A 26,827-nucleotide genomic window follows, 5' to 3' on the forward strand; every position below is an offset into this window, starting at 1 on the left:
GTGTCCAAATAAAAATGTGCATCTTTATAAAAGCGAAGACAATAGGGCGAGTGAATATATGAAAGTGCTTCTATTCCAAAATAGGAATAAAAAACCAGTCGCGTGCTGACTGGTTTTTTATATGGGTATTATTTTTTATACACTAGATTGAGGTATTAAGACGGCTGAAATTTCAATTGTCTTAATTGTTTTGCATGTTGCAAGGTGGTTTCACCAATTTCAATACCACCTGTCATACGAGCCAATTCTAAAATAAGTTGCTCTTCTTCTAGTGCAACGATGGTACTACTTGCAGGATCTGTTTGCAGCTTTTTCACCAATAGGTGTTGATCGGACTGGGCCGCAACCTGAGCTTGGTGAGTAATACATAAAATTTGAACGTGTTGCCCCAAGCCTGCCAATAAACGTCCGACAATTTCAGCGGTACCACCACTGATTCCGACATCAATCTCATCAAACACTAAAACTTCTGCTTCGGTTTTTTCGGCATTCATCACTTGCATGACCAATGCAATACGTGACAGTTCACCACCAGAAGCAACACGTGCCAGCGGTTGAGGTGGAATCCCTTTATTGGCAGTAAAGAGTAATTGAATAAAGCTTAAACCTTCCGCAGAAGCCTGTTCCAATGGTTCAAATTTAAATTCAAAATGCGCTTCTGGTAGCGCCAGTTGTTTGACTTGCTCAGTCAGTTGCTTGGCTAAAGGTTCAGCGGCATTACGACGAATCTGATCTAAATGTTGTGCTTTCTCGACAAACACTTGATGAGATTGTTCAACTTGCTCAGCGAGGGTTTCAGGATCTTCAAGTTGATGTAGTTGCTCTAATTCATTTTGCCATGTTTCATATTGTTGTTTGAGTTCATCGGGTTGAATACGGTATTTACGTGCCAAGCGATGAAAGACTTCGAGTTGTGTATTTAACTCATCCATACGTTCAGGATCAAAACTTTGACGGTCTATAAACTGACGTAAATTTGCCGTTGCGTCATCAATTTCACTTTGTGCGTTGATCAATGAATTGTAAATTTCAGACAGCAGTTCACTTCGTCCAGCATGCGATTCTAAACGTCGAATAATTGAAGAAATTTCTTGAGTAATATTTTGTTCAGATTCATCAAGAACATTTAAGCTATAGCCACAGTCTTGCATGATGTGTTCATGGTGACTTAAACGATCAAATTCTTGTTCGATTTCTTTATAATCAATACGAATGACATCTTCGAGTTCTTCAAGTTGTAATTTTAAAGTGTCAATACGTTGCAGGCGATTAGCTTGTGCATCAATCGCTGCTTGGTGTGTACGAATATTTTTTTGCCAAGTGCTGTACGCATCACGCACATCTTGGGCTGGCTGATAAAAATTACTATACCGATCTAACCAATGCTTCGGGTAGGGCGGTTCAAGCAGTTGTTGTTGGCTATGTTGGCTGTATAGTTGCACCAAAAGGCGGCCAAGTTCTTTTAATTCAGCGAGGCTGCTGGGACGACCATTGATCCATGCTTTGCTGCGTCCTGTTGCAAAGATCACCCGTCTTAAATGAATTTCACCAGATTCATCATCTAATTCATGAGTGTTGAGCCAATTGGCTTCCGGGCTCTGTGCTTGATAGCTAAAAACGGCGGTAATATCTGCTTTTTCAGCGCCATAACGCACATAATTGGTATCGGTACGCTCTCCTAAACAGGCTGACAACGCATCTAATAATAATGATTTACCCGCACCTGTTTCACCTGTAAGCACGTTGAACCCTTGTTCGATATCAATAGCAAGGTTATCGGCTAAAGCAAAATTGATCAGATTTAAGTGTGTCAGCATAAACGCATCCAAGCTGCGAACGGTGAAGTTCTAAGATAGTGAAGTTTTGTTGTGGTCACAAGTCAGAACGTATTCTAATACGAAGTAATTTTAAGCATTCTAAATAATTTTAATGTGAAAATGTAATTTCCTTTGCTTAAGTTGCCAGTAAAAACATCAAAATAGATAAATCTTATTGAATTAAATAAAAAATGAAGCAGGTATCTAGATTTTTTATGACTGATTTTATGCAATAGACATTTGAATCTATTGATCTGCATCTTTTATCGGCCAATATTGAAACAAGACATTTCTTCAGTCTAAGTAGGGAATGATTTGATCGTGCATTGGGTGGGCATGCTTGGTGACAAGTATTGTGGTTTTGGGTCTTTATTGTTAGAGAAGCTTAAGCTTTGATCTAAGCGAACTGATAAAACAGACTAAAAATAGAAATAGCTTAAGCTTAAAAACATAGATTGATTAGTTTGCGGAGCAACATTAAACTACATCGAACATAATTTTTATAAATGCGCATTATCTGGAGAATACGCATGTCAGCTCAGTATGATCATGTATCAGTAGTTAAAAAATCTAATGTATATTTTGGCGGTTTATGTATTAGCCACACTGTGCAGTTTGAAGACGGAACCAAAAAGACTTTAGGGGTCATTCTTCCAACAGAAGAAGCTTTAACATTTGAAACACATGTGCCTGAACGCATGGAAATTATTTCTGGTGAATGTCGCGTTAAAATCGCAGACAGTGAAGAAAGTGAGTTGTTCCGCGCAGGTCAGTCATTCTATGTGCCTGGTAATAGTCGTTTTAAAATTGAAACGGATGATGTTTTAGACTACGTTTGCCATTTAGAAGGCTAATGAAAAAAGCTTTGCTTAAAGCATATCTATCCTATCGTTTTTAAATTAGGCAAAGAATTTTTAAGCGAAATCGGTTAAACTAAAGCATCAAATAGAATCCTGTAAAGTTGGCTTTGCAGGATTTTTCATTTCTATCATCATGTTGTTAATGAGGTTGTTCATGGCGAAGTCCGAATATTATTATGGCGTTCATTCAGTGGAGTCATTATTGGAGTTAGAACCTGAACGTGTTTTAACCTTATTTACCTTAAAAGGTCGTGATGATCAGCGTTTACAGCGCATTCTCCAGCTTGCAGAGCCTTTTGGAATCAGTGTCCAAAAAGCAAGTCGTGACAGCTTGGAAAAGTTGGCAGGTCAACCTTTTCACCAAGGCGTGGTCGCAGCTGTTCGCCCACATCCTGTATTAAATGAAAAAGATTTAGATCAGCTTCTAGAGTCAAGCCAGCAACCTTTATTGTTGGCTTTAGACCATATCACTGATCCGCATAATCTGGGCGCATGTATCCGTACAGCGGCAGCTATGGGTGTAGAGGCGGTGATTGTTCCGCGAGACCGTGCAGCAACACTAACCCCGACTGCCCGTAAAGTTGCAGCAGGCGGTGCTGAAAAGGTGAAGTTTATTCAAGTCACCAATTTGGCGCGTACGCTTGGACAAATCAAAGAAAATTATAATGTTCGTGTGGTCGGCACTATGCTTGATGAAAAGGCGTTGCCTATTCAGAAGTTTGATTTTACAGGAACACCGGTATGTGTGGTGATGGGTGCGGAGGATACTGGATTGCGTCCAATCACCCAATCACAATGCGATCAAACCGTATTTATCCCAATGGCTGGAAACTTACAAAGTTTAAATGTGAGTGTGGCGACAGGTATGGCGTTATATGAAGCATGCCGTCAACGTCAACAAAGTGAATGATTTAATTTAAGTTATATCGGTAAGATTAGAGAAGCAACATGATGACCTCCCGTACCCAAGGCTACATGTATGTCGCCATTACAATGTGTATTTGGGGAGGTTTTACGATTACCTCAAGACTGAATGCAATTTGGCATATCAGTCCATGGGATATCACCGCATTACGCTTTTCTTTGGCATTTTGTATTCTGATGCCGATTTTAATCTATAAAAAAGACACGGCTTTTCTATTTAACAAACAACCCTTTATTTTGGCGATGATTGGCGGTGTTGCCTATTGTTTGACATCATATACTGCATTTCACTTTGTCCCTGCGGCACATGCTGCCATTTTTTTAAATGGTTGTATTCCATTGTGTACAGCTTTAGCTGGTCTCTTACTTTATCGCCAACCATTTGATAAACATATATGGATCAGTTTAATCATCATGCTCTCTGCGATTTCAGTGATGAGTTTTTTGATGTATAGCGAAACAGGCGTTGCTTTTGGCATTGGTGATTTACTCTTTGTTATCAGTGCAATTTGGTGGGGGACTTTTACTGTATTACTGCGTCAATGGCAACTATCCGCATGGCACGCCATGGCAGGTGTTGCGATTTGGTCGGCGATCGTTTATGTCCCAATTTATTTGTTGTTTTTACCTAAACACTTAGATCAAGTGTCCACACCACATTTGGTCATGCAAACGCTTTTTCACGGTATTTTTGTGGTGATCATTGCGACTTTGGCTTATGTCGAAGCAATTAAACGATTAGGTGCTTTTAAAACAGGCAGTATCGTCACACTTGCGCCCTTTATTGCCGCAATTATCGCCGTACCCTTGTTAAATGAACCGATAAGCCTTGCAATGATGTGCGGTTTGATTGGTATGGGCATTGGTGCTTTACAGCCTTGGCGTTGGTTTACACATAAAGACAGTTTGCAAAAGCAGTTGGACGAGAAGAAATAGATCAAACAGGTTAAATGGATACAAAACTGATTGATAGAAACCTATTTTAATGTGATGAGGCACACAATTTACTGCTGTGCCTGTTTTAGATACTGTTGATGTAAAGACTCTAATTTTGCATATAGATGATCAATATGCCCATCATTGAGCACAATATCATCTGCTAATTTTTGCTTTTTGTTACGTGGCATTTGGGCTGCAATAATTTTTTGAATTTGTTCGATGGATTGGCCATCTCGTTGTGAAGCACGTAAGATTTGCATGTCTTCACTGGCATCAATCAATAGCGTGCGCTGGGTGAGTTCATGTTGGTTGGTTTCAAACAGTAGCGGTGAAACCAAAATCACATAAGGACTGGTTGCTGCTTGTAATTGTTGAATAATCTCAGCGCGAATTGCAGGATGGGTAATTGATTCAAGTTGTTGTCGTGCCTGTGGGTCTTTAAAAATATGTTCTCTCAATGCACGACGATCAAGCTCCCCAGTGTTTAATAATACCCAATCCCCAAAAACCGCTTTAATTTGTTGAAGTGCTGGTTGTCCTTTTTCAACAATTTCTCTTGCAACAATATCTGCATCAACAACTGTAATCCCTTGGGTTTCAAACCACTGACTTGCTGCGGATTTACCGCTACCAATTCCACCTGTTAAACCCAAGATAAACGTCATTGCGTATTCCTAATACTGTGTTGAAATTATTGACCCAAATATACTTTCATAATTTGCTCACCCCATAAAAATGCAATCCATCCTGCAATTGCAATATAAGGACCAAAGGCAAAAGGGACATTTTCTTTACGAATCTTAAGTAAAATAATACCAATGATCGCACCCACTACAGAAGACAGTAGGATAATTAACGGTAACATCAATGGCCCCATCCAAGCACCAAGTGCAGCAAGCAGCTTAAAGTCACCATAGCCCATGCCTTCTTTGCCTGTCACTATTTTAAATAGATAGTAGACAATCCAAAGACACAGGAAGCCAATAATATAACCCCAAATTGCAGCACTTGCTGTTGTATAAAGATGATAGGAGTTAATGCCTAAACCTATTGCAGCCAAGGTTAAGGTAAAACGGTCTGGCAGTAACTGAGTGTCAAAATCAATAAAAGTAAGCGTGATCAGCACCCATGTCAGTAATACACCAAATACCATTTGTAATGTAGGGCCATAAACAGCAACAACTATTAATGAACACACCGCAGTTAAAAGCTCAACCAATGGATAACGAATACTAATCGGGTTTTGACACGAAGCGCATTTACCTCTTAAAGCCAACCAACTGATAATGGGGATATTTTGATACCAACGAATTGGAATTTTGCATTTGGGACAGGTAGAGGCTGGTTGACTGAGACTGAGCTTTTCTTCATCAATCACAATCTGTTGTGAGCCTGCCAGTAGTTGGCATTCTGCATGCCATTCCTGTCGCCATTCTTTTTCCATCATCTTGGGGGTGCGATAAATCACCACGTTTAAAAAGCTACCAACACATAGCCCTAAAACACCAACAGTCAGATAGAGTGCGATTGGTGATTGAATCAGAAAATTTAAAAAATCATGGAGCATATTCATCATTATCCGCCAACCACAGAACCCATTTGGAAAATAGGCAGATACATCGCAATCACTAGACCACCCACAAGTATACCTAATACAGCCATAATTAATGGTTCCATCATTGAGGTTAAGCCATCTACAGCATTGTCGACTTCATTTTCAAAATGCGTTGCAACTTTATCTAACATCGCATCCAATGCACCAGATTCCTCTCCAATCGCCACCATTTGAATGGCCATAGAAGGAAATTTATTGGTGACACGCATAGCAAAATTAAGTTGTTGTCCAGTGGCAACATCTTCTCGGATTTTCATTACAGCTTGTTCATAAACCACATTATTGGTCGCACCTGCTGTTGACTCTAAAGCTTCAATTAAAGGGACCCCTGCGGCAAAAGTTGTGGCAAGTGTACGGCTATACCGTGCAATGATGGCTTTATAGACCAGATCGCCAAAAATAGGCAGCCTAAGTGCGGTGCGATCTAAAAAATTTTGGAATTTTTTACTGCGCTTTTTTGCTTCTAAAAAAACAGTAATTACAACACCAATAAATAAGATTAGAATAAACCAATATTTTTGCATCCAATTGGACATATTCACGACCAGCTGAGTAAAGGCGGGTAAGTCTGCACCAAAGGAACTAAATAAATCCTGAAATACAGGCACTACTTTCACCATTAAAATAATGGTAACAATAATAGCAACCACAACCACTGAAATTGGATATTTCATGGCTTTTTTAATTTTTTGCTTGAGTAATTCACTTTTTTCTTTATAGATTGCCACACGGTCAAGCATGGTTTCTAAGGCACCAGATTGTTCGCCAGATTCGACCAAGGAGCAAAACAAGTTGTCAAAATAACGTGGATATTTTCTTAATGCCCCAGCAAAGGTATTTCCCCCTTCGACCTCGCCTTTAATCCCCAGTACAATTTCGCGCATAGAGGGATTTTCTAAGCCTTCTGCAACGATTTCAAAGCTTTGTACCAATGGCACACCCGCTTTCATCATTGTGGCGAGTTGACGTGTGAAAATGGTGATATCTAAAGTGGAAATGCCTTTTTTCATTAAACCTTCAAAAATATTTTTCTTTTTTTCTCGAATGGTTTTAATGGTGATGCCTTGTTTTCGTAAGGTAACTTTGGCAAGCGCCATATTGCGAGCAGGTAGTTCGCCTTTGATTTTGATCCCTTTACGATCAACCCCGTCATAAGCAAATGTAGGCATCATTTGAGCTTTTTTAGCTGCCATCATAATTTCCTTGAATATTGATTATATTTATTCGCTGGTCACACGGTTAATTTCTTGTAGAGAAGTTAAGCCATTGATGACCTTAATTAAACCTGAACGTCTTAGATTATCAAACCCCAATTTTTCAGACGCCGCTGCAATTTGAAGTGCATTGCCATCTTCCATGATAATTTTTGAAATTTCAGGTGTTACTTTCATCACTTCATAGATCCCGACTCGACCTTTATAGCCTTCACGGCATTCACTACAGCCCACAGGTTGAAAAATTTGTAAATCGGGGTTGCTTAAATCTTGTTCAGTAAAGCCCATTTCTAACAGACTCTGTCTAGGGATTTCAACAGGTGCTTTACAATGATTACATAAACGTCTTGCCAATCGTTGTGCAATCACAAGATTGACTGAGGTGGCAATGTTAAATGAAGGCACACCCATATTACGTAAACGGGTTAATGTTTCAGGTGCGCTGTTGGTATGTAGGGTAGACATCACCATATGACCCGTTTGAGCAGCTTTAATTGCAATTTCAGCCGTTTCAAGGTCTCGAATCTCACCGACCATGATAATGTCAGGATCTTGACGCAGGAATGATTTCAGTGCGACTGAAAAGCTAAGGCCTGCTTTAAGATTAACATTGACTTGATTAATCCCTTCCAAGTTAATTTCAACTGGATCTTCAGCGGTGGAGATATTTGAACTTTCTGTATTGAGGATATTTAAGCCCGTATAGAGAGAAACGGTTTTACCTGAACCTGTGGGTCCTGTAATCAGTAACATGCCTTGAGGTTTTTCTAAGGCTTCCATAAATAGTGCTTTTTGCTTTTCTTCATAACCCAATGCATCAATACCCAACATGGCACTGGAAGGATCAAGAATACGCAGTACCAATTTTTCGCCAAATAATGTCGGTAATGAGTTCACACGAAAATCAATGGCTTTGGTTTTTGAGAGTTTTAACTTAATACGACCATCTTGTGGAACACGCTTTTCAGAAATATCCATTCTAGACATCACTTTTAAGCGGGATGCCAAACGACTTGCCAATTGTAAGGGGGGATTGGTAATGGTTCTTAGTACCCCATCTACACGATAACGCACACGATAACTTTTTTCATAAGGTTCAAAGTGTAAATCTGATGCACCCATACGAATTGCATCAACCAAGAGTTTATTAATATATTTAACAATAGGTGCTTCTTCTTCAGATGCTTCGTCGTCATCTTCTGATGGAGGGTTGTCATCAGTGGCAATGATATCAACATCAAAATCTTCATCACCAAAATTAAAGCTTTCCTCTACAGTAAAGTGCTTTTCTAAATATTTTTCTAATTTATGATGTTCAACAATGATCGGTTCAATATTCAAACCGCAGTTAAAACGAATGGCATCCAGCGCTTCTATATTGGTCGGATCACTGGTGGCGACATATAAAATATTGCCGCGTTGCACCAATGGAATCACTTTATGTTTGCTAACTAAATTTGGATCAATAAGCTCCTTGGGCAGCATTTCAGGATTAAAGCTGTCCAAATCAAAAATGGGCTCTCCAAATTCTTGGGAGATCATTTCAGCAATGATCAGTGGCGTTATATTTAGCTTTTCACTGAGATAAGCAACAATACTCACTTTATTTTTTTGAGCGTTACTGAGCGCATCTTTCATTTGCTGGGCAGATAAAAAACCTTCGTCGACTAAGCGACGGATATACCCCGAAAACTTAGGTGAACCATTTTGCATAGACATCCCCAAAACACATTAAATTTCATTTTATAATTGGAATACGAAAATTATACGATGATCCTTAGAAATATCTAGAATTAAACGTATTTTTTATAGAAACATATTTGAAAATAACTTGAGCCAATCAGGCTTTTTGGCATTATCTTTGAAATGATTTATGTTTCTTGCGTTGTTATTAAAACATGACTTTAAATGAGATGACTGAATTGATAAAGAAAAAATACTTTAAAAATATAAATTCCGTGTAGAATGTGCACATTTTCGATAAAAGGTTAGATGTATGTCGGGTTCGACTATTACTCCTTGGGTTGTCGGCAATTGGAAAATGAACCCAATGCAAGCGAATTCGCAACAGCTCATTCAAGATTTAAATCAGTATTTACAACAATCACCGATTACAGAACAACAATGTCATATTGGTGTTGCGCCTATTTCTATTGCATTACTGTCTGTGCAAAAATTACTTAAAGATGCACATTCTCCAGTCAAAGTTGTCGCACAAGATCTTTCTCAAATGGCAGGCACAGGCGCTTATACCGGCGAAGTGAGTGCTGAACTACTCAAAGACAGCCAGATTGATTATGTGTTGATTGGGCACTCAGAACGTCGAGAAATTTTTGGCGATGATGTTGCAAAAATTAAAGCGAAATTATCAAATGCTTTAAATGCTGGGCTTCAAGTGATTTATTGTGTAGGTGAAAGCTTAGAACAACGTGAAGCAGGGCAGGCAGAGCAGGTGGTCTTACAACAAATTTGCGATCTCGCAGCGGTTGTAAAAGCAGAGCAATGGCACAATATTGTGATTGCCTATGAACCGATTTGGGCGATAGGAACAGGCAAGACAGCTTCTCCACAAGATGCTCAGGCAATGCATGCAAAAATTCGCGAAGGTTTAACTCAAATTACGGCCCAAGCTCAACATACAGCGATTTTGTATGGCGGTAGTGTCAAACCTGAAAATGCAGTAGAGTTAGCTGCTTGTCCAGATATCAACGGTGCGCTGGTTGGTGGTGCATCACTTAATGCTGAGTCATTTTATAAAATTGCTCAAGCATTTGCTAAAACAGAAGAATAGGAGTTCAGCATGCATACATTTGTGCTGGTTGTACATATCATCTTGGCCGTTTTGATGATCGGGCTTATCCTCGTTCAACATGGTAAGGGTGCAGATGCAGGTGCATCATTTGGTGGCGGTGGTGCTGCAACAGTATTTGGTGCTTCAGGTTCTGCAAGTTTTTTAACTCGTTTAACTGCGATTCTCACGGCTTTGTTTTTTATCACCAGTTTAAGTTTGGCGGTGTTTGCTAAAAAACAAACTTCGGATGCGTATGGTTTAAAATCTGTACAGACCAGCTCTCAAACGGCACCAGCTGCACCAGCCAATACGAGTGAAACTTCACCAACTGCACCAAAAACTGGCGAATAATGCCATTTAGTTCTTTCTTTTTCTGAATGATGCGACTAGAATGCGTCACAGCTGCGGTGGTGGTGGAATTGGTAGACACGCTACCTTGAGGTGGTAGTGCTTTCGGGCGTGGGGGTTCAAGTCCCCCCTTCCGCACCAACAATGAACCAGATTGTTGGTGTTAGCAGCTGAAAAAACATTGATGCGGGATGGAGCAGTCTGGTAGCTCGTCGGGCTCATAACCCGAAGGTCGTTGGTTCAAATCCAGCTCCCGCTACCAATTTAATTAAGATGCAACTTAATTAAAGATCATCTAAGTTGAAAAATTTAGCTGATGTGTGAATTTGCAGTGTTGTTGCGGGATGGAGCAGTCTGGTAGCTCGTCGGGCTCATAACCCGAAGGTCGTTGGTTCAAATCCAGCTCCCGCTACCATTTTGATTAAGGTGCAACTTAATCAAGCAAGAAATACAATGTATCGGTTAATGATAGATTGAAAAAAATAAATTTCTTGTGTATAATTTTGCAACGCTGATGCGGGATGGAGCAGTCTGGTAGCTCGTCGGGCTCATAACCCGAAGGTCGTTGGTTCAAATCCAGCTCCCGCTACCAAGTTTCTAAAAGGGCTCACAGATAGGTGGGTCTTTTTTGCATAGTGAACTTCGGTTTACTGTGCGATAATAGGGGCGATTACGCCCTTTTTTATTGGCTATCGTGTAGTGTGGACATCAATTGGTCAAAAAGACATGCTTCACTATAGTAAGTTTGAATTAGTCCGATGAGCGATTGAATCGCACAAATATGACGAGAGTAAATGAAGCTATCAAATAAAACTCAAGCACTTCAAGACCTAATCACTCCTGCAGTGCAAGCTTGTGATGTAGAACTTTGGGGAATCGAATTTATTCCTCAAGGTAAGCGTTCTTTATTGCGTATTTATATCGACAAAGACGTTGTGGAAAATGCTGAACCAACAATTAATGAAGATGGTGAAGCAGAATTGGGTCGTGGTATTGGCGTACAAGATTGTGTACGTGTGACTCAGCAAGTCGGTGCAATATTAGATGTACATGATCCAATTTCAGGTGAATATGCTTTAGAAGTATCATCTCCAGGTTGGGATCGACCATTCTTCCAGTTGGCACAGTTAGAAAAATACATCGGACAACAAGTTGCATTGCGTTTGATTGCTGCAGTTGAAAATCGCCGTAAATTCCAAGCAAAATTAATTGCTGTAGATTTAGAAAATGAATTCATTCAAGTCGAAGTTGAAAACCAGCAAGTACTTGAGATCGATAGCAACAATATAGACAAAGCGAATTTGATCTTTCAGGATTAATCCAGAAATAGAAATCTGAATAAATAGGTGACTTATGGCTCGTGAAATTCTCACCGTCGTTGAAACGGTTAGTAATGAGAAAGGTGTAAGTCGTGAAGCAATTTTTGAAGCGCTTGAACAGGCTTTAGTTGCAGCGACGAAAAAGAAATTCTACGAAGGAACGAATTCGGAAGAAGCTCAGTTACGCGTAGAAATTGACCGTAAAACAGGTGATTACAGCACTTTCCGTCAATGGGAAGTTGTTGCTGATGAAGATCATGAAATGCCAGCATGTCAAGATGCGATTTCTGATGTTGATCCTGCTCAATGGTCAATTGGTGATATCCGTGAGTTAGAAGTACCATCAATTGATTTTGGTCGTATTGCTGCGCAGATTGCCAAACAAGTCATTGTGCAAAAAATTCGCGAAGCTGAACGTGCTTTAGTGGCGGATGCTTATGAAGCTAAAGTTGGTGAGTTGATCTATGGTGAAGTGAAAAAACAAACCAAAGATGGCTTCATCATTGACTTGGGTGATAATGCAGAAGCGTATTTAGCGCGTGAAGAAATGATTCCTAAAGAAATTCTTCGCCCTAAACAGCGTATGAATGCAATTCTTTATAATGTGAACCGTGAAGGTCGTGGTGCGCAACTCTTGTTGTCACGTGCTAAACCTGAAATGCTGATTGCATTAATGAAAAAAGAAATTCCTGAAATTTCTGAAGAAATCATTGAAATTAAAGCAGCAGCGCGTCAACCGGGTGTACGTGCAAAAATTGCAGTTAAAACCAACGATCATCGTATTGACCCAGTCGGTGCATGTATTGGTATGCGTGGTACACGTATCCAAGCGGTACAGTCTGAGTTAAATGGTGAACGTATCGATGTTGTGGTGTGGTCTGATGATCCTGCTCAATATATCGCTAGTGCTTTAGAGCCTGCGGATGTATCTGGGATTGTGATTGATGAAGATGCGCGTACAGCAGACATTATTTTTGCAACCAGTGATCAACTTGCGCGAGCAATTGGTTCACAAGGTCAAAACGTCCGTTTAGCATCAGAGCTTACGGGCTATAAATTAGATATGATGCTTGAAGATGAGTACCGTGCTCGTCAACAAAATGAAGCTCAACAGTATTTAGACATGTTTGTAACACGTCTTGATATTGAAGAAGATCTTGCAATGGCTTTAGTAGAAATGGGCTTTACCTCACTTGAGGAAATCGCTTATGTACCTGCGGAAACTTTCGATGAAATCGAATTAGATGCAGATACAGTTGAATTGCTACAAAGTCGTGCAAAAGAAGCAGCTTTAGCTGATGCGTTAAAGCAACAAGAAGATATTCAGGACCCAAGTCCAGAACTTGTTGCGATGGAAGGAATGACTTCTGAAATTGCGCATGCTTTAGCAGCACGTGGTGTGGTAACAATCGATGACTTAGCTGACCAAGCAACGGATGATATCTCTGATATCGACGGTTTAGGCGCTGAGAAAGCAGGTCAATTGATTATGAAAGCACGTGAATCATGGTTTAACTAGGAGGTAATACATGACGGATAAGTCAATTCAAGAGTTAGCGGTCAGCGTAGGACTTCCTGTTGCAAAGCTCCTTGATCAGGTGCGTGAAGCTGGATTGCCACAAAAACAGGCTGAAGATAAAATTTCTACTGAACAGCAAGATGTTCTCGTGAACCATTTGAAAAAAGCGCATGGTCAAGATACGGGACAAGCAGGACAAATCACGTTGAAACGTAAAACGACAAGTACAGCTAAAGTTGCGAGTACTTCAGGTAAAGCGAAGACAATTAACGTAGAAGTTCGTAAGAAACATACGTTTACTAAGCCAGACCCTGAACAAATCAAAGCGGAAGCTTTGGCGAAAGCTCAAGCAAATGCTCAAGTGACGTCAACTCAAAAAGTACAGCAAAATACTGTAGTGAGTGGAGTTGAAAAAACTGAAAGTTCAGCGAAAGCGAATTTAGAAAAAATGCGTGCTGCTGCAAAACAGCAAACTGCTGCAAAAGAAACACCAAAAGCAGCTGTTGTTGTAAAACGTAAATCGACCAATAAGCCGATTACCAAAGCAACCGTAAAAACCATTGAAACCCCTGAGCAGAAGCGTGCCCGTGAAGCTCAAGCAGCACAACTGAAAGCGACTGAAGAAGCAGCTCGTCGTAAGTCAGCAGAAGAAGCTCAACAACGTACCCTTGAGCAAATGCGTCAAATGGCGTCTAAGTATTCTTCTGATGAAACAACGACAACGATTCGTGTCGTTGATGATTCACCGTTGGCTGCTGGTTTGGTTGGTCAAGCATATGAAGATTCATTTGCAAAAGAAGACCGTGAAATCAAACGTGGTACCAATACTGCAAATACACGTTCTCCTAAAAAAGGTGGTCGTCGTGGTCAGGAAGAGCAATCTTTCAGCCATAACCCGCATAAACGTGGTTTAAAAACCAGCCAAGCCAATAAACATGGTTTTGAAAAACCAGTTAAAAAGCAAGTTTATGACGTTGAAATTGGTGAAACCATTGTTGTTGCAGATCTTGCAGCAAAAATGGCAGTTAAAGTTCGTGAAGTGATTAAATCACTCATGAAAATGGGTGAGCTTGTTACTCAGAACCAAGCCATTGAGCAAGAAATTGCAGCATTGATTGTTGAAGAAATGGGTCACAACCCAGTACGTGTATCTGATACACAAGCTGAAGATAACCTACTTGAAGCAGCTGAAGAAGCGCGTGGTGCACAAACAACACGTGCGCCAGTTGTGACGATCATGGGTCACGTTGACCATGGTAAGACATCGTTACTTGATCGTATTCGTCGTGCTAAAGTTGCGCAAGGCGAAGCGGGCGGGATTACACAGCATATTGGTGCTTATCACGTTAAAACGGATAAAGGAATTATTACTTTCCTTGATACGCCTGGACATGCTGCATTTACTGCAATGCGTTCACGTGGTGCTAAAGCGACTGATATCGTGGTACTTGTTGTTGCAGCGGATGATGGTGTAATGCCACAAACTGCGGAAGCAATTGACCATGCGCGTGCTGCGGGTACTCCAATTATTGTTGCAATCAATAAAATGGATAAAGAATCAGCTGATCCAGATCGCGTATTGAATGAATTGACAACCAAAGAAATCGTGCCTGAACAATGGGGTGGTGATGTACCGGTTGCAATGGTTTCAGCGCATTCTGGTCAAGGTATCGACGAACTTCTAGATTTGATTTCAATTCAAGCTGAAATGTTAGAATTGAAAGCATCTGAAGAAGGTGCTGCTCAAGGTGTTGTTATTGAAGCACGTGTAGACAATAGCCGTGGTGCGGTAACGTCTATTCTGGTTCAAAACGGTACACTGAAAGTAGGTGACTTGGTTCTTGCTGGTGCATCTTACGGTCGTGTTCGTGCGATGACCGATGAGAATGGTCAACGTATTCAATCTGCTGGTCCTTCAATTCCAGTTGAAATTTTAGGTCTTCCAGAAGCGCCAATGGCGGGTGATGAAGTTCTTGTTGTTAATGACGAGAAAAAAGCACGTGAAGTTGCCGATGCGCGTATGGATCGTGAGCGTCAAAAACGTCTTGAACGTCAAAGTGCAATGCGTCTTGAGAACATTATGGCATCAATGGGCAAAAAAGATGTGCCAATTGTAAATGTTGTTCTTAAAACTGATGTACGTGGTACCTTGGAAGCGTTACATGTTGCACTTGCTGATCTTGCAACTGACGAAGTTAAAGTACGTGTCATTGGTTCAGGCGTGGGTGCAATCACTGAGTCAGATGTGACGCTTGCTGAATCTTCAGAAGCGGTACTTCTTGGCTTTAACGTGCGTGCAGACAATACCGCGCGTCAAAAAGCAGATGCAGATGGTATCGACATTCGTTACTACTCAATCATCTATCAACTTATTGATGATGTGAAAGCAGCAATGAGCGGAAAACTTGCACCTGAACACCGTGAAACAATTCTGGGTGTTGCAGAAGTTCGTGAAGTATTCCATTCAAGTAAGTTTGGTGCTGCTGCGGGTTGTATGGTACTCGAAGGTGTATTACATCGTAATAAACCAATCCGTGTACTACGTGATGATGTTGTGGTATTCCAAGGCGAGCTTGAATCTCTTCGTCGCTATAAAGAAGTGGTTGAAGAAGTTCGTGCCGGTATGGAATGTGGTCTTGCAGTGAAAGGTTATAAAGACATCAAAGCACTTGATAAAATCGAAGTGTATGATGTTCAGTTGATTAAACGGAGTCTTTAATGGCGGGTAGTCAACGTCTTAAGCGTATGGCAGATACAGTGCAACGTGAGTTGTCAGAACTGATTCGCCAAGAGCTGAAAGATCCACGCTTAGGTGGTCTGGTGACCATCTCTGCAGTGAAAGTCAGTCCAGATCTAGGTTATGCGGAAGTTTACGTTACCGTGATGGGGCGTGAACTTGGCGATGAGCAAAGTGAAGCGGCGAATAAAGAAACGTTAGATGTTTTAAATAAAGCATCTGGTTTTTTACGCCACGAATTAGGTCGTCGTATTAAAACTCGTGTAACTCCGCGTTTGCGCTTTCATTATGATAAAACCAATGCCTATGGTAACTATATGTTTGGTTTAATCGCAGAAGCAGTGAAAGATTTACCTGAGCAAAAAGACGAAGAATAAAAGTAATTGAAATAAGAAGCCACCTTAGGGTGGCTTTTTTATGCATTTAAAAATATGCTTAAATCCTTAGTTAAAATTTTTAAATAATCAAAATGAGAATAACAAGATGAAGCTAAAACTTTATATCCCTGTGATTGGGCTGTCCGTGATCTCTGTTACAGCCCATGCCTGTATCAATACTTATGCTTTTGAGTTGGGTTATGGCGGATTAGATCAAAAAACTGCTCAAAAGCAACTGGCGCAAGGTCATTTACCTAAAACCAGATCTGTTGAGGATTTAAATGATTATGGTGTTTTGCTGATTTATGCACATCAATACGATCAAGCGATTCAAATATTTAAACAAATTGAAAAATCCCATCCAAATCTAGCTAAAACCGCTGCGAACTTAGGGACAGCATATGAACTGGCTGGGCAGTCTGAAAAAGCAAAATATTGGATTGAACAGGGTATGCAACGTGATCCAAATCTTCATCAGGGCAGTGAATGGATTCATGTTAAAATTTTAGATGCGAAAATCCAACAACAAAAAGATTCTACATGGATTCAACATCACGATGTTTTAGGGTTGGATTTTGGTCAAGCAGCCGAACCAAAGGCAAAGGTTAAAACTGTACAATTTCAAAAACAACATTATGATTTAAATAGAATCTTATTTGATAGCCAAATTCAAATGGATCAACGGTTAAGGTTTGTAGATCGTGATCCAATCAATGCGCAAATTATATTTAATATGGCCAATATTGAAATGCTGAATTATAACTTGGCGGATAAAACAGTAGATTTGCTTTATCGGCGCGCTCAAGATATCGGCTATCTCAACCCGAAATTAATTGAGACACGTTTAGATTATTTTCAACATTCTAAATGGTTTCGCTTTAAGGCATTTTTTGTCAATATCTATCAAACATTCAAAAATTTAATTGTATGATCATTGGCTAGGTAGCAGAAATTAAACAAAACTTTGCCTTAAACTGTATAGAATGCAGAGATATCAACAAATACAAATAAATATCTCTGAGGAATTGGCAATGAATTCAATGAAAAAAGGTTTAGTTGCACTTACATTGGCAAGTACTTTGGCTTTTTCAGGTTGTGGCTATAACACTTTGCAAGCCAAAGATGAGTCAGTAAATGCGGCATGGTCAGAAGTTGAAAACCAATATCAACGTCGAGCAGATTTAGTGCCTAACCTGGTCAATGTCGTCAAAGGTTATGCAACGCATGAAGAAAAAGTTTTAACTGAAGTGACTGAGGCGCGTGCCAATGTTGCAGGTTTAAAAGTAGATAAAGAAGTATTGAATGATCCTGAACTGTTTAAAAAATACCAAGAAGCACAATCACAAATGACGGGTGCGTTATCGCGACTTTTAGCGGTGACAGAAAATTATCCAGATTTAAAAGCCAATGAACAATTCCGTGATTTACAGGTTCAATTAGAAGGTACGGAAAACCGTATCAGTACTGCGCGTACACGTTATGTAGAATCTGTCCAAGATTACAATACTTATGTACGTCAATTCCCTCAAGCAATGACCGCTAAAGTGATTGGTATGAAAGCTAAGCCAAACTTTAGTGCAGAAGCGGGTGCATCTAAAGCGCCAACAGTTAATTTTAATTAATGATGTGATTTCATTTCACTGTCTTTAAAGCATGCTGAAAAGATAGGCTAAGAATATTCATTATTAAATAAAAGGTGACCTATGATTGAATGGCGAGAAAAATCAGTAATGAAAAACATGAGTACAATATTATTTGTATTTCTAGGACTGATGCTTTCTGTTCAATCAAGTGTCTGGGCTGAAACTGCGACAGCCACAGATGAGCAAGAGGCACAAGATGCGATTGTTTTGGGCAAAGTGGCACCCAATGCCAATTTACCCAATGTGATTGGTTCAAAACCACCAGATACTCAAAATCAAGTAAATCAAACGTCAACTACACAACAAGCCCCTCAAAGTCCCGTACAAAACGTACCCCCAGTCGCCAATGATATGGCAGAGGGCGAAACTACTCGAAATATTCCCACACTGAATCAGCCTGTCGTTGATCAAGCTAAGGTTTTATCTGCAGCTGAAAAGCAAAATTTAGAACAACAAATTCGTGATATATATCGCCAAGGCAAAGCGCAAATCGGCATTATTATTGTCCCAACTACGGGGCAAGAAGGTATTTTTGATTTTGCAATGCGGGTTGCTGAGCAATGGAAGTTAGGTTCAGCAAAACAAGACAATGGTTTATTGATTGCAGTCGCAGTCAATGATCAAAAAATTCATATTGCAACAGGTTATGGTTTAGAAGGTGTACTTCCTGACATTATGGTCAGTCGAATTATACGCAATCAAATCACCCCTGATTTTAAACAGGGGCAATATGCTCAGGGTTTACAGGCGAGTGTCAATGAGATTGAGCGTATCTTAAATCTTGATCCTGAAATTGCCAAACAAGCCGCAGACGAGTTAAAACAACGTCAAACCCAAGCACTGCAAGAACAAGAAGCCAAGGATCGAACTTTGACCACTGCTATGGTGATTTTGGTGATTGGTATCTTTGCATCCTTTATTGTGGGTAATCGTTTAAGTGCAGCAGTTGCGGGTGTGACAGCGACCGCTGCAGGGCTTATTTATGGTTCAGGGATTGTGATGAGTCTGGTTTTGGGTTTTGGCATATTCTTCTTGTTGATTACATCACTGGCACAACTGATTTTCCAAATGTTTCTATCAGGCGGTGGGCGTGGTGGAAGTGGTGGAGGGGGCGGTTTCGGCGGTGGTGGGGGTTATAGTGGCGGCGGTGGCGGTTTTGGCGGTGGAGGAGCATCAGGCTCATGGTAACAAAAACAGATACAACAGCAATTGTGACTGAACCGAAGTTACAGGAACACGTACAACCCAGCTTAAAACGTTGGTTAAAACACGTTTTATATATGCCTGCATCGAAACGTTATTTTTCAAAGCAAGATCAACAAGTCATTGCACAAACTGTGACGCAAGCCGAAGAAGGTCATGTCGGTGAAATACAAGTGGTGATTGAGGGACATATTCCAAGTCATCAGGCATATCATCAAAATACACGTCTCAGAGCGCAGCAATTGTTTGCTGAATTGGGTGTTTGGGATACCGAATATAATAGCGGTGTTCTACTTTATTTGAATTTGTGTGAAAAGGCAGTAGAGATTGTTGTGGATCGTGGTATCCATAAAGCGACTACACCACAAACTTGGCAACAGATTTGTGATGAAATGATTATCACGTTACAAAATAAACATTACCGTTTGGCGGTCGAAAGTGGTGTAAATGAAATAGGCAAAGTATTGAATTTGTTTTACAAACAACAAAAACCTGATAATATGAATGAATTGGCAAATCAGCCGATTATTCTGAATTAATGTCAAAGAAAAATGAAATGTTTTTAAACAAGAGTGACAGGAAATGTCACTTTTTTACGTTTAATTACTTAAAAAAATCAGATGTTAAAAAAAACTTGTAAACTGTTACATACTCTCTAAAATCGAAGTGTGTAAGTTGGTTGTTGATTTTTTCCACAAAAACAGCCAGATAAATTGCTCGAAAAAAGGCTAATAAATTTTTAAAAACATTGGAGAAATGTTATGAATGCTCAAAAAGGTTTTACCTTAATTGAATTAATGATCGTTGTTGCAATTATCGGTATTCTTGCTGCGATTGCGATCCCTGCGTATCAAAACTATACGAAACGTGCTGTAGATAGCCAATGTTTAGCTTCTACTCAAAATTATACAAGTAAATGGAATTTATTTCAGTCTGACTCAGCACTTGATAGTACTGCTGATCGTACATCAGAACCAGATGTCGCTGACTTCACTACAAAAAATTGTACAATTGCAAAACCAGAGGCGGGAGCTGAAAAAATTGTAGGAACTATTGTGAATGGTAATAGTAAGTCTGCTACTTGTACGATCGCAAGTGGAAAATGTATTTTAGATCCTAAAGAATAATAATTTTCTTTATAAAAAACCAGCCATTTGGCTGGTTTTTTTAGGCATATTAATTTTGAAGGTAGATATATGATAAAGACAATAAATGGTTTTACCCTGATTGAGGTCATGATTGTTGTTGCTATTATTGGTATTCTTACTGCAATAGCTTTTCCTAATTATATTCAATACCTTAAAAGATCCGAAATTAATGCCTGTTTAGCTGAAGCAAATGCTTATACAAATATGGTGTATTTGATTTTAAATAGCCCCGAAAAAGAGCAAGCTATTCCTGTTGCTGTTAATTCTGCATGTGTGGAAATAACAAATGCATCCTCATGGAATGAATCGACAACAAACTTGGTGATTGAAGCAAAAAGTAAAAATTCATCTACAGTCGATATCCGTTGTGATTTAAGTAAAGGCGCAAACTGTACAATCATTCCTTAAACAAAAAGAGCTAGAAACGCTATAATAACACCAGTTTTTCTGTTTACTTTTCATATGAAAGCCATTCCTTATATCCTTTCAGCCTTGTTGCTTTTGCTTGCTTGGCTTTTGCCGATTCATAAAATGCCATGGACGACTTTTGGTAGTGAAGCACTTACTTTTCTATCTGCTTTGGTGCTACTCAGTGCTTTTCTAAATAAAGATTTAAAAATTCCAAAACCGCAACTGCTTATATTGCCTGTATTGGCAATCCCATTGATACAATGGAGCTTTGGCGAGATTTTGTATTTAAGTAATGCATTGCTTTGTACTGCCTATATTACGATGTTTTGGTTGATGCTGGTTGTTGGTTATAACTTGGCCGTAGGTGAAAAGGGGCAAAGAGAACAAGTCTTTAAAGTATTTAGCCTTGTGGTTTTTACAGGTGCGATGCTTTCAAGCTTTATTGCAATGACCCAGTGGTTAGGCGTAAACGAATATTTTAGACCATTGGTGAATCTGCTAAATGGTAATCGTCCCTATGCAAACTTTGCCCAGCCGAATAATCTGGCGACGTTTATGTGTATGGGGGTATTTGCATGTTTATATTTTTATGAAAAGAAAATACTACCAAATTACATACTTGGGCCATCAACTATTATTTTTCTATTGACCATTGCATTGACCCAATCTCGTACTGCTTGGGTGGTATGTTTGTTCACATTGATTTATTTAACAATCAAGCAATTTGGTCAAACTAAACGCTTTGGGTTTGTAAAATTACTCGCATGGTCTGGTGTGTTTATTGCGTTGATTACATGCTTGCCGATGCTGAATCAGTGGATTGTCTCTGTATCAACCCAAGACGTAGCACAAGCAAATTCAGTGGTCGAGAGAGCAACATCAGGTTATCTCCGTTTAGATATGTGGAATCAAGCCCTAGTCGCGATTTCAGAAAAGCCGTGGGTGGGTTATGGCTGGAACCAAACGGGGATGGCACAAATCGCCGCTTTTGATTTATACCCATCACATGAATGGTATAAAACTGCACATAACGTGATTTTGGATTTACTGATTTGGAATGGTATCCCGATTGGTGGATTGATTATTGTTTATATGGCATGTTGGTTGTATTGGTTAAATAAAGGCGTCAAAGATGCAGTTTCAATTGCAGCGGGATTGATGGTCTGTGCCATTTTGATTCATGCTCTATTGGAATACCCAATTCACTATGCATATTTCTTACTTCCTTTAGGTTTTTTATTGGGAATCGTCCAAGCACAGTATCCTCGCTTGCCTACAGTGGACTTAAAGTCTTCGGTTACAGTAAGTATTATTGTGATTGGTTTGGTCTTGGTAGGAGTGGTTTATCGAGACTATATTTTATACCGCCAACAAAGTGTATTGGTAAATAAGAAAACACCATTAAGTGCATCACAGCAAGCAGTGATGAATCAAGATATTTTGTTGCTGACGCAATTTAAAGAACGTGTATGGTGGATTGGCTTTAATCCATATAGCAAAATGTCGGATCAGCAGTTGCAATATATGGGACGTATGGTGGCTAACTTAGCTTCTGCATATGATATTCAAAAATATGCACAGGTTTTGGCTTTTAATGGTAAAAAAGTTGAAGCTGAACATCAGTTATGGATTCTGAATACACTGCATGGGCAAGAGAAATCATATCAGGAGCTATTACCTGTTTCTGTTGTAGGGAAATAAAATTCTTTTTTACTTTTTGCATTGTTGAATCATAGATGGTTATTCTATCGTGGGGCGACATGGATGTCGCCGTTGGGCGGGGGTATATGAGCAAAAACAAAGCACTGCTTTGTTTGCAGCGCAAGAACCCTGTTAAACGAAAGATTTTTGTTACTTTTGATCTTTCAAAAGTAAGGCATCGCCTACGCAAAGCTATTTAAACTTTGAATGTAAGGTATGGCAGTGAAAGCTTTAAATGTTCAACCATACTTAATGACCAATACAAGTGATTTGATTCAGGTCATTGATCCAAAATAAAGCTTATATTTTGGTGTATGCGCTTTTTGATAAGTTGACTATCGTGTTTTGTATTTGAAATAAAAAATCCCCCAATCAATTGGGGGATTTTTTTAATGATATTTAAAAATTATAGTTGGCTTTGAATATAATTTTCGATACCGACACTTTCACTTAGATCCAGTTGGGTGGTTGTCCAATCCCAAAACTCTTCTTCTTTCTCAAGAATTTCTTGAACAAGATCACGAGTCACATAATCTAAGTTGCTTTCAGCGAGTGCAACTGCTGTTTTTAATGCATCAATGTTTTCTTTTACTTTACGTACATCACAGTTTAAAACTTCAACTGTATGTTGGCCAATGTATAGCTTGCCTAAATGTTGAAGGTTCGGTAAACCTTCCAAGAAAAGAATACGTTCAATGATTTTATCCGCATGCTTCATTTGGCGAATAGATTCTTTGTATTCAGCCGAACCAAGTTTCTCGATTCCCCAATCATTAAACATACGCGAGTGTAAAAAGTATTGGTTAATCGCAGTCAAATGATGATAAAGCACTTGATTGAGCTGATTAATTACGTCTCGATTGCCTTGCATATGGTTAAAACTCCATTCTAATTTTTTACCTTAACGTGAATTTAAACTGAGTCATTGAAATTTAATGATTAAGGTAATTTGATATGGCTCTATATTAATCAACTTTCTGCAGGGTTACGAGTAGTTTATGGAACGGCAAATGAAAATCGCAATCAAAAACAATAGGGATGTCGTTTTGGCTAAAAGAGATTGATTGAAAAAACGAACCCGCTTTGAGTCGAAGCGGGGGAGGAGAATGATCTGGGGATCATTAAAAAACTTATTTATTGTCGTTATAAATCTGAACTTATTTTTATGTTTGAATTTTTAAATTAAAAGCTACGCGGCAACAGAAATACGTGCTGCAATCAGCGATAGCTCTTCATTGATAATGCTTTTTGCTTCAGGAGCACAGCGACCACAGCACGTGCCTAAGTCTAATAATTCACGTACTTCACGGTAGCTCTCTGCACCATTTGCCATTGCATCTTTGATATCTTGATCTGTAATACCACGACATAAACAAACGTACATGAAACTCAACCCTAAGGTTAAATGCGATATCTAATATTATTGATAATTGTTATCATTTGTCAATGAAATTCATTTGAAATCTCATTAATCTTTATTGGCTTTTTGAATAAAAAAATACCACCTGATCGGTAGTATTTAATTTTATTTTTTTAAATTATTTAAAATCAAACAATTAGTTTTAGCTGCTATTATTGAGGAATAATCACAATACCATCCATTTCAACCAATGCATTTTTAGGTAAAGAGGCAACACCTAATGCTGCACGTGCAGGATAAGGTTGAGCAAAGTATTCGCCCATGATCTGGTTGACCAATTGAAAATTGGATAAATCGGTAAGAAAAATATTGAGCTTTGCAATATCTGCTAAAGAACCGCCTGCAGCTTCACAGACTGCTTTTAAATTATCAAAAACACGTCGAATTTGTGCTTCAATGCCTTCAACCAATTCCATGCTATATGGATCTAAGCCAATTTGCCCTGAAAGATATAATGTGTTGTCTACTAAAATGGCTTGTGAATAAGTACCAATTGCAGCAGGGGCATTTTCAGTATGGATCACTTGGCGGGACATTGATTTCTCCTTGATTTCAAATCATTTCATCATAAAGCATGAATGGCATGCAAAGTGCATCGAAGATTATCGATAAACATTACAGGTCTTAATTTAGCACGCTTTTGCTTTTAGCGTCTCATTAATTGAAACTGGCATAGACATTCGACTAATACGAGGAAAACCAAATTGCATACGGAGTTCACGAATGATTTGCGCAATTTGTTTACGATTATTCACCACGATATTCACATAGGTTTTATCTTCATGAGAGCGTACTGATTCAACCCCAGTTTTTGCTTTACGACATAAGTAAATCAATTCTGAAATTTGTTCATCGGTTAAAATAAGATCAATACTCAAATAAGCATTAAAGTTCACATCTTCATCTTCTTCCGATGTCCACTGTAAAGACATGATATTTTCAGGATGTAAATGTTGTTCATGCAATAAGTTATGACAGCGTGCACGATGCACAATTAAGCCACGACGGGATAAATGTCCTTGAATCGGATCTCCCAAGACTGGGTTACAACAGTGTGCATATTTTACATCGACACCATCTGTACCTTGGATGAGGCGATTTGAAGCATGTTCTTCAGTGGCTTTAGATTGGGCAAATAAATGGTTAGCGACCAGTTGTGGTAGTAGGTCTCCCACTGCAATTTGTTCAAATAAAGTGTCTTTATCGGGCACATGACGCCACTCTAATAGATCTTTCCAATCCGCTTCGGATAAGTCTTTGGTCGAGCGATTAAACAGTTTTAAAGCACGATTGAGCGCTTGTTGCCCCACTAGGCGTTGTTCATCTGGATCTTGATCTCGCAAGATATTTTGAATCGCACGGCGCGCTTTTTGGGTATTAATAAAGCTTAACCAGTCTGGGTTTGGCGTTGCCAATACATCGGTAATGACTTCAACCACCTGACCACTGACCAAAGGGGTTGAAAGCGGTTTAATTTCACCATTGATTTTAGCACCTACCGCATGGTTGCCTAAAAATAAACTCGCTGAATAAGCAAAATCAACGGCTGTAGCGCCTTGCGGTAATTCATGTAGCTGTCCATGTGGGGTGTAGACCCAGATCTTTTCTTGATGTAAATAATCAAGTAGATCGCTAAATGTGGTTTTTGCACATTCACCACCGACAAGAAGATCTAAATTCTTCATCGATGCTTGGATCGCAGAACGACAAGCTTGTGGCGCATTTTCACCGAGAACCACACCAAAGCGTGCAGCTTTACGCATCAGCTCGGTTTGAATGGTTAAGGACAACGTGGTACGTTCACCTTTGAGTTTGATCATTAAAGACTGATTTCCGCCTGGTAATGGGCGACGGATATGGTCTTCATAGTCGATGACTTGAAAATTTTCACGTAAGGCATCCACCAAGCGATCACAATCCGCAATGCTTTGTAAAACAATTTCAAAAGCATGGCTATGGGTGAGCTCTTGTAAGTCGATTTCATTTTTTACAAAGTGGCGTAACAGTTCGATATTATTGTTTTTCTTTTTGATGCGCCCTTGAATATTATAGTTATTGAGCAACTCAGCTAAATTTTGTTCCCAAACCGATTGATATTTACAGCGCTCTGGTTTGGTTTTGAGTAAATTTTCTTGTACATCATTGTACATATCGAGATCTAGGTTTTGATAGCACAGATGTTCTAAGTTATCTGCCATCTCATTCATTCCTACAAGTCGTGCCATAGGAACAAAGATATCAAAAGTTTCTTGTGCAATGCGTGCGCGTTTATCTGGCCGTAAAGCGCCTAGAGTCGTCATATTATGATAACGATCGGCGAGTTTGATAATAATGACACGCGGGTCTTGTAAGGTGGCTTGAAGAATTTTACGGAAAGACGCAGCTTTATTATATTCTTTATCGCTGGAATGACTGAGTTTAGTGACCCCATCGACCAATTCAGCCACGGTTTTACCAAATTTTTCAGTGATATCTTCTTTGGTGAAATCTGTATCTTCAATCACATCGTGCAATAAGGCTGCCATGAGCGTTTCGGCATCCATACGCATATGTGCCAAGATACAACTCACCGCAATCGGGTGTAAAATATAGGGTTCACCACTTTTACGTGTAATACCATCATGCGCAATATCAGCATAATCACAAGCCACAAGTACTCGCTCGACATCACTTGGTTTTAAGTACGCGTCGATAATTACATTCAACTGTTGCTTGGATTGGCTGACCTGTTGGCCTGGCATAGAACACCTATCTTAAATTACAAATTTGAAATATTTTTCCTAATGCTTTAATGAAAAGCATATTGAGCCGCTTGTCAATTTCTAGACATCAAATATATCT

24 protein-coding genes, 4 tRNA genes and 1 pseudogene are annotated in these 26,827 nt (G+C 39.4%); 20 read left to right on the forward strand and 9 right to left on the reverse strand.

Annotated features, from left to right (window positions below; genetic code table 11):
• Nucleotides 1-155 precede the first annotated feature (155 nt).
• Complete coding sequence (recN, locus tag FHR28_RS15565) at nt 156-1,817, reverse strand: DNA repair protein RecN (protein ID WP_034613600.1); 1,662 nt, start codon at nt 1,815-1,817, stop codon at nt 156-158.
• A 530-nt stretch (nt 1,818-2,347) separates the two neighbouring features.
• Here recN and FHR28_RS15570 point away from each other — a divergent pair.
• From FHR28_RS15570 to FHR28_RS15580, 3 genes are all read left to right on the forward strand, one after another.
• A complete protein-coding gene (locus tag FHR28_RS15570; RefSeq protein WP_004718357.1) occupies nt 2,348-2,671 on the forward strand; it encodes a pyrimidine/purine nucleoside phosphorylase in 324 nt (107 codons plus the stop codon).
• Nucleotides 2,672-2,831: 160 nt separating this feature from the next.
• Complete coding sequence (gene rlmB, locus FHR28_RS15575) at nt 2,832-3,587, forward strand: 23S rRNA (guanosine(2251)-2'-O)-methyltransferase RlmB (RefSeq protein ID WP_004718355.1); 756 nt, start codon at nt 2,832-2,834, stop codon at nt 3,585-3,587.
• Between the two features lie 38 nt (nt 3,588-3,625).
• Entirely contained in the window at nt 3,626-4,537 is a 912-nt protein-coding gene (locus FHR28_RS15580) for a DMT family transporter (RefSeq protein ID WP_166783028.1), read from the forward strand.
• A 68-nt stretch (nt 4,538-4,605) separates the two neighbouring features.
• Here the strand turns inward: FHR28_RS15580 and coaE are convergent, their stop codons facing one another.
• From coaE to pilB, 4 genes are read right to left on the reverse strand one after another with little or no spacing between them, the layout of a single operon-like run.
• A complete protein-coding gene (gene coaE, locus FHR28_RS15585; RefSeq protein ID WP_004818602.1) occupies nt 4,606-5,205 on the reverse strand; it encodes a dephospho-CoA kinase in 600 nt (199 codons plus the stop codon).
• Nucleotides 5,206-5,231: 26 nt separating this feature from the next.
• Complete coding sequence (locus tag FHR28_RS15590; protein ID WP_171527395.1) at nt 5,232-6,113, reverse strand: prepilin peptidase; 882 nt, start codon at nt 6,111-6,113, stop codon at nt 5,232-5,234.
• A 2-nt stretch (nt 6,114-6,115) separates the two neighbouring features.
• Entirely contained in the window at nt 6,116-7,348 is a 1,233-nt protein-coding gene (locus tag FHR28_RS15595; protein WP_004818607.1) for a type II secretion system F family protein, read from the reverse strand.
• Nucleotides 7,349-7,375: 27 nt separating this feature from the next.
• Entirely contained in the window at nt 7,376-9,088 is a 1,713-nt protein-coding gene (gene pilB, locus FHR28_RS15600) for a type IV-A pilus assembly ATPase PilB (RefSeq protein ID WP_035370827.1), read from the reverse strand.
• Nucleotides 9,089-9,365: 277 nt separating this feature from the next.
• Between pilB and tpiA the strand changes: the two genes are divergently transcribed.
• From tpiA to FHR28_RS15685, 17 genes and pseudogenes are all read left to right on the forward strand, one after another.
• Nucleotides 9,366-10,160 carry a triose-phosphate isomerase gene (tpiA, locus tag FHR28_RS15605; RefSeq protein ID WP_004818611.1) on the forward strand — a complete coding sequence of 265 codons (795 nt, stop codon included), beginning with the start codon at nt 9,366-9,368 and terminating at the stop codon, nt 10,158-10,160.
• A 9-nt stretch (nt 10,161-10,169) separates the two neighbouring features.
• Nucleotides 10,170-10,511, forward strand: a complete 342-nt coding sequence (gene secG, locus FHR28_RS15610) for a preprotein translocase subunit SecG (RefSeq protein WP_004818613.1) — start codon at nt 10,170-10,172, stop codon at nt 10,509-10,511.
• Nucleotides 10,512-10,564: 53 nt separating this feature from the next.
• Nucleotides 10,565-10,649 (forward strand) — tRNA-Leu (locus FHR28_RS15615).
• A 44-nt stretch (nt 10,650-10,693) separates the two neighbouring features.
• A tRNA-Met gene (locus tag FHR28_RS15620) sits at nt 10,694-10,770 on the forward strand.
• Between the two features lie 76 nt (nt 10,771-10,846).
• Nucleotides 10,847-10,923 (forward strand) — tRNA-Met (locus FHR28_RS15625).
• Between the two features lie 100 nt (nt 10,924-11,023).
• Nucleotides 11,024-11,100, forward strand: a tRNA-Met gene (locus FHR28_RS15630).
• A gap of 202 nt (nt 11,101-11,302) precedes the next feature.
• On the forward strand, nt 11,303-11,827 hold the full coding sequence (rimP, locus tag FHR28_RS15635; RefSeq protein ID WP_004818614.1) for a ribosome maturation factor RimP: 525 nt from the start codon (nt 11,303-11,305) through the stop codon (nt 11,825-11,827).
• 34 nt (nt 11,828-11,861) lie between these two features.
• A complete protein-coding gene (gene nusA / locus FHR28_RS15640; RefSeq protein ID WP_004718337.1) occupies nt 11,862-13,346 on the forward strand; it encodes a transcription termination factor NusA in 1,485 nt (494 codons plus the stop codon).
• A gap of 10 nt (nt 13,347-13,356) precedes the next feature.
• Nucleotides 13,357-16,065 (forward strand): translation initiation factor IF-2, encoded by a 2,709-nt coding sequence (gene infB / locus FHR28_RS15645; RefSeq protein ID WP_004718332.1) that lies wholly within the window; start codon nt 13,357-13,359, stop codon nt 16,063-16,065.
• On the forward strand, nt 16,065-16,460 hold the full coding sequence (locus FHR28_RS15650) for a ribosome-binding factor A (RefSeq protein WP_004718330.1): 396 nt from the start codon (nt 16,065-16,067) through the stop codon (nt 16,458-16,460). Before infB ends, FHR28_RS15650 begins: the two co-directional genes overlap by 1 nt.
• A gap of 106 nt (nt 16,461-16,566) precedes the next feature.
• Nucleotides 16,567-17,391, forward strand: a complete 825-nt coding sequence (locus FHR28_RS15655; RefSeq protein WP_004818617.1) for a tetratricopeptide repeat protein — start codon at nt 16,567-16,569, stop codon at nt 17,389-17,391.
• Between the two features lie 100 nt (nt 17,392-17,491).
• Nucleotides 17,492-18,082, forward strand: a complete 591-nt coding sequence (locus tag FHR28_RS15660) for a LemA family protein (RefSeq protein ID WP_004718326.1) — start codon at nt 17,492-17,494, stop codon at nt 18,080-18,082.
• An 81-nt stretch (nt 18,083-18,163) separates the two neighbouring features.
• Entirely contained in the window at nt 18,164-19,291 is a 1,128-nt protein-coding gene (locus FHR28_RS15665) for a TPM domain-containing protein (RefSeq protein ID WP_004818619.1), read from the forward strand.
• A complete protein-coding gene (locus tag FHR28_RS15670) occupies nt 19,285-19,845 on the forward strand; it encodes a TPM domain-containing protein (protein ID WP_004818621.1) in 561 nt (186 codons plus the stop codon). Before FHR28_RS15665 ends, FHR28_RS15670 begins: the two co-directional genes overlap by 7 nt.
• A 222-nt stretch (nt 19,846-20,067) precedes the next feature.
• Nucleotides 20,068-20,176 (forward strand): annotated as a pseudogene (locus FHR28_RS22160) (prepilin-type N-terminal cleavage/methylation domain-containing protein); the annotation flags it as partial.
• Between the two features lie 326 nt (nt 20,177-20,502).
• Nucleotides 20,503-20,862 (forward strand): type IV pilin protein, encoded by a 360-nt coding sequence (locus tag FHR28_RS15680; RefSeq protein ID WP_004818625.1) that lies wholly within the window; start codon nt 20,503-20,505, stop codon nt 20,860-20,862.
• Between the two features lie 54 nt (nt 20,863-20,916).
• Nucleotides 20,917-22,566: an O-antigen ligase family protein gene (locus FHR28_RS15685; protein ID WP_004818628.1), complete on the forward strand. Its 1,650-nt coding sequence runs from the start codon at nt 20,917-20,919 to the stop codon at nt 22,564-22,566.
• 406 nt (nt 22,567-22,972) lie between these two features.
• Here the strand turns inward: FHR28_RS15685 and bfr are convergent, their stop codons facing one another.
• The 4 genes from bfr to FHR28_RS15705 form a co-directional block, all read right to left on the reverse strand.
• The gene (bfr, locus tag FHR28_RS15690) at nt 22,973-23,437 is read right to left on the reverse strand and encodes a heteropolymeric bacterioferritin subunit Bfr (protein WP_004818630.1); all 465 of its coding nucleotides are present in this window, start codon (nt 23,435-23,437) and stop codon (nt 22,973-22,975) included.
• A 318-nt stretch (nt 23,438-23,755) separates the two neighbouring features.
• The gene (locus tag FHR28_RS15695; protein WP_004718308.1) at nt 23,756-23,950 is read right to left on the reverse strand and encodes a bacterioferritin-associated ferredoxin; all 195 of its coding nucleotides are present in this window, start codon (nt 23,948-23,950) and stop codon (nt 23,756-23,758) included.
• A 188-nt stretch (nt 23,951-24,138) separates the two neighbouring features.
• Nucleotides 24,139-24,522 (reverse strand): RidA family protein, encoded by a 384-nt coding sequence (locus FHR28_RS15700; protein ID WP_004718306.1) that lies wholly within the window; start codon nt 24,520-24,522, stop codon nt 24,139-24,141.
• A gap of 93 nt (nt 24,523-24,615) precedes the next feature.
• The gene (locus tag FHR28_RS15705) at nt 24,616-26,727 is read right to left on the reverse strand and encodes a RelA/SpoT family protein (RefSeq protein ID WP_004818632.1); all 2,112 of its coding nucleotides are present in this window, start codon (nt 26,725-26,727) and stop codon (nt 24,616-24,618) included.
• Nucleotides 26,728-26,827: the final 100 nt, after the last annotated feature.

It is taken from the genome of Acinetobacter sp. BIGb0196, from assembly GCF_011759595.1.
In the GTDB taxonomy this organism is placed as follows: domain Bacteria; phylum Pseudomonadota; class Gammaproteobacteria; order Pseudomonadales; family Moraxellaceae; genus Acinetobacter; species Acinetobacter guillouiae.